Raw genomic sequence first — 3573 nt, 5'->3', positions numbered from 1 at the left:
CAAAATTCCGGAATTTTCGGCGGTTCCGGCGTACTCCCCCTTACCGGGCAATATTCTCCGTTTTCTGAAGCCGTCCCTTGTAGTCAGTACTGGGCACGTCTCGAAGTAAAACCTGTTGCCACATTGTAAACCGAAGTGTAAAGTAGGCCCCCTACACAGGAGTTGATAATGGGAAAGCCGCTGAAGAATCCTCCGGTTTACTTCACGTTGGCACAAGTGCGGTTTAATGCACTTTTAAAGCTTTCAGAATACCTGCCGTCAATTCAAGATGGCCTGCGCCGGACTGGCTTTCCTGCATTTTCGACGCACAGCAACGTTGTTCTGCAGTTTTCGGTTCAAGAAGGGCAAGCTGTTCCTCAGCCCGTGCCGCAAGTCCAGTATCTATTTGCGAACGTCGAGCAGACGCATAGTTTCGTGCTGAGTCCTGAATCGCTGACATTTCAGTCGACCAACTATGGAACTTACGAGTCGTTTTCAGGAGCTTTTCTGAAAGGGCTCAGCCTAGTGCATGATTTGGTTAACCTTGATTTCACAGAGCGAGTAGGGTTAAGGTACCTGGACCACGTTTTTCCGAAACATGGCGATCCACTAGAGCGCTACTTAGCACCACAGGTACAAGGTCTAGGTGACAGTCTAGGCGGACAGGCTTTGCACACTTTTGTCGAGATGTTTAACGCCGTGGGCGATACTCGCCTCCGCGCACGCGTTCTCACTCAAGATGGAAGCCTAGCCTTTCCGCCGGACCTACTGCCCCATGGCATGATCGTACAACCTCGATTTTCCCAAGCTAGGGGCAAACACGCTATTCTGGATACGGATGGATTTATCGAAGGGCGCAAATTATTCTCACTTGAAGGTGTGGGCAATAGTTTGGGTGCAATACATGATGTCATCGGCGCCGCGTTCCGAAGGATCATAACGCCTCATGCTCTTGCCGTTTGGGATGAGTGATGATCTCTGCCTTCTTTCCTTTCGCTGCAACCTCGGATTTCGATGTTGCAAACTACCGGCCGCAAGCAGGAATTCACCTGCGGGTTAAGGTCACAGAGCGCCCTTGGCCCAATCTGGAAGTCGGAACGGGCGGCCTAGCGCTCGCTGCGTTTGTGAGTCAACCCTATGGCTACCAGCCCTTCGAGGTGCTCATACCTACGCCAACGGCGGAGAATGCGCCGTTCGCGAAGTTGATGCAGCAGGTAAAATCTGGTTTTGGACGAACCCTATCGCGATTGCCGCAGGTGTTTGGGGTCTCACGCCAGACTCTATATAATTGGCTCGAGGGTGAAACACCGAAGGCTATTTATCAAGAACGACTCAGAGAGCTTGCACAGGCAGCAAGTGTATTCTCGGAGTTAGGGATTAAACCCTCTGGTGTGATGCTCGACCGGTCCGTGGCAGACGGTAAGTCTTTTCTGCAATTGCTGTCCGAAGGCGCCGACGGCAAAGAGACTGCCAAGAAGTTGATTCGAATCGTTCAGCGCGGCGCGGGGTCCCGTGACAAACTCGACGCTTTGCTAGCCGGCCGAAAGTCTAAACTTGACGCTTTTGACATCGGAAGTCCGTCCTTAGACGAGAGCAACTAATACCGTATGGCAGGACAAGAAGCGAAGCAGTGGAATCGCGATACAAAATGGCGGCAAGGAAATGTGCTGCCGTTAGCTGCCATGGAGCATTTCCTCTTGAGCTACCCGGGCGGCGCAGATGCCCATTGCGTTGTGGTCGTCTCCCATGATTGCGATCTAGCTAACGATAATCTCACCGTCGAACCGGACGTCGAAGTCATCGTGGGTCGAATTGTCCAGAAAGTCGACGGTAATTTCACGTGGGGCAAGGCACCACGAACACTCCACTATGCCGCCACTCGCGGCGGAGAGCCAGTGCATATAGAGCTTGTCAGCACTAGAAAGCAGTCGATTGCCAAGAGCGAGTTGGCTCGATTCGAACCTGACGAGACATTCGGGCTTGATGGAAAGTCCCTTGCAGTCCTACGCAGTTGGCTGGGCTCGCGTTACAATCGAGCTGCCTTTCCCGATGCCTTTGTCAAGCGCATGGCGAGTACCAAGGCGGACTCAAAGTTGTCCAAAGCGCTAGAGAAGTCCAGTGAGCTTATATCCTTCGTCTACTTCGACGTTGACGCCGGCAAGAGCATCGAACGCAAGGAAGGAGACCCGTATCAACTAGGCATCGTACTAGTCTTCGCTCCTGGTGAAGATGTGGATGCTTCGGCTGAGGCTGCGGACCGTCTAGCGACTGAGATCGAAGATGCCGTTCGTCTGCGTCTGCAAGACGGGAAATTCATTGTGTTGAAGGCTTGCTTTTCGATTTCGGAGGACGATCTCCCCGTGAGTCGTGCCAGGACATTGACTCAGTGGCGGCTCGAATACATGACGCTCAAGGCGGACGATGATCAACTAGGGCCGCCAATTCTATAAATTCGAGCCGACTCATTAACTCTGGTTTGAGCGAGTTGTTAATTCGCAAATATTCGATTTGCTGGGATAGCTGCGGGGCGATCACACCCCGTCGCGCAGCAATCAGAACTTGTTGGCTAAAATTCTGAGGCGTTGAAACTAGCCGTTCCCCGCCAATTCATCAGGCTCACCCGTCGATGGCCAAAGGAAGTCCCGCGAGAGGCGGCACAATGATTTCCTCGTCGGAGCGAGCGCTCTCAACCAACGCAGCCGGCAAGTTTTTTCCCGGCTTCACTCCCAATGCACGTAACATCTCTGCTTGTCGGATCGCATTTCCCTTACCGGTGGCCAGCTTGCTATGAGCATCGTCGTACGCTGCCTTTGCCTGCCCCAGTTTCTCCCCAACTTTTTGCAGATCGCCAACGAATCCGCATAGCTTGTCGTACAGCTCGGCGCCACGTTTCGCAATATCCTGGGCGTTTCTGCTCTGATACTCCTGGCGCCAAAGGTGGGCAACGGTTCGAACGACGAAGGGAAGCGTAGACGGGGTGATCGTGCTTTCTCCGCAAAATAATACGCCGGAGGGCGAAATCCTTTTTGAAATCAATAATTTGTACACTCGACTTTTCCACGAAAAGCTCTTTGCACAACTCGTTGATACAGAACCGTTTTCTTGCTGAAACCGTGTCAATAAGCACCGAAAGCACCATCACCCCCCATTGGGTCCAGCTTTTCCCTCGCAGCCGCTCCACCCCATCTGGCGATGGCACTGCCCGTGTCAGAGCCCTCGGCTCGCAGCGCATTGTCAATTGCAGGCTCATGTGTGGCCAATTGCGAGACATTGAGATAGTACCCGGTCTCTACCTCCGTGGAATACCCGCGGCGTCTTACCTCTGTTCGCCCATTGGGCTGCATGCTGAGAAATGTCACCCAGCCGCCCGTCCTTCGCCAAAGCAAGTCTCCGAAACTTCCATTAGTAGTAACCGTAACCTTTGCGACCGGATCTTCATGATCAAGCCCGTAAACGTAGCTGACGGTTTCCTCCCATAGGACCCCGACAAGGACCTCAAGCCATGCCCTTATACAAAACGCGGCCGGCCTGCGGCTTGAAAAAACCGTTTACGTTCAATGACATAGCAGAGGGGCTTGTTAACTGCGTCGCAAA

4 protein-coding genes are annotated in these 3573 nt (G+C 53.1%); 3 read left to right on the top strand and 1 reads right to left on the bottom strand.

All coding sequences use genetic code 11. The features are described 5' to 3' along the window. Nucleotides 1-168: 168 nt before the first annotated feature. Genes A3A5_RS41540 through A3A5_RS0115480 form a run of 3 tightly spaced genes read left to right on the top strand, consistent with a single transcriptional unit; the run spans nucleotide 169 to nucleotide 2429 of the window. Nucleotides 169-951 (top strand): TIGR04255 family protein, encoded by a 783-nt coding sequence (locus tag A3A5_RS41540; protein ID WP_081623908.1) that lies wholly within the window; start codon nucleotides 169-171, stop codon nucleotides 949-951. After that, nucleotides 951-1580 (top strand): hypothetical protein, encoded by a 630-nt coding sequence (locus A3A5_RS41535; protein WP_026200818.1) that lies wholly within the window; start codon nucleotides 951-953, stop codon nucleotides 1578-1580. Before A3A5_RS41540 ends, A3A5_RS41535 begins: the two co-directional genes overlap by 1 nt. A gap of 6 nt (nucleotides 1581-1586) precedes the next feature. Beyond that, nucleotides 1587-2429, top strand: a complete 843-nt coding sequence (locus A3A5_RS0115480; protein WP_035812667.1) for a hypothetical protein — start codon at nucleotides 1587-1589, stop codon at nucleotides 2427-2429. 166 nt (nucleotides 2430-2595) lie between these two features. Here A3A5_RS0115480 and rmuC read toward each other — a convergent pair whose 3' ends face one another. Further along, nucleotides 2596-3027, bottom strand: coding sequence for a DNA recombination protein RmuC (rmuC, locus tag A3A5_RS0115475; RefSeq protein WP_018311467.1), 432 nt, complete (start codon nucleotides 3025-3027; stop codon nucleotides 2596-2598). Nucleotides 3028-3573 lie beyond the last annotated feature (546 nt).

The organism is Cupriavidus sp. UYPR2.512 (assembly GCF_000379565.1).
Lineage (GTDB): Bacteria > Pseudomonadota > Gammaproteobacteria > Burkholderiales > Burkholderiaceae > Cupriavidus.
This window is presented reverse-complemented; position numbering and strand designations above follow the sequence as displayed.

What these genes read in the sequence shown, in the direction of transcription:
- A3A5_RS41535 (WP_026200818.1), top strand. Translation starts at nt 951, where the DNA reads ATGATCTCTGCCTTCTTTCCTTTCGCTGCAACCTCGGATTTCGATGTT.
- A3A5_RS41540 (WP_081623908.1), top strand. Translation starts at nt 169, where the DNA reads ATGGGAAAGCCGCTGAAGAATCCTCCGGTTTACTTCACGTTGGCACAA.
- A3A5_RS0115480 (WP_035812667.1), top strand. Translation starts at nt 1,587, where the DNA reads ATGGCAGGACAAGAAGCGAAGCAGTGGAATCGCGATACAAAATGGCGG.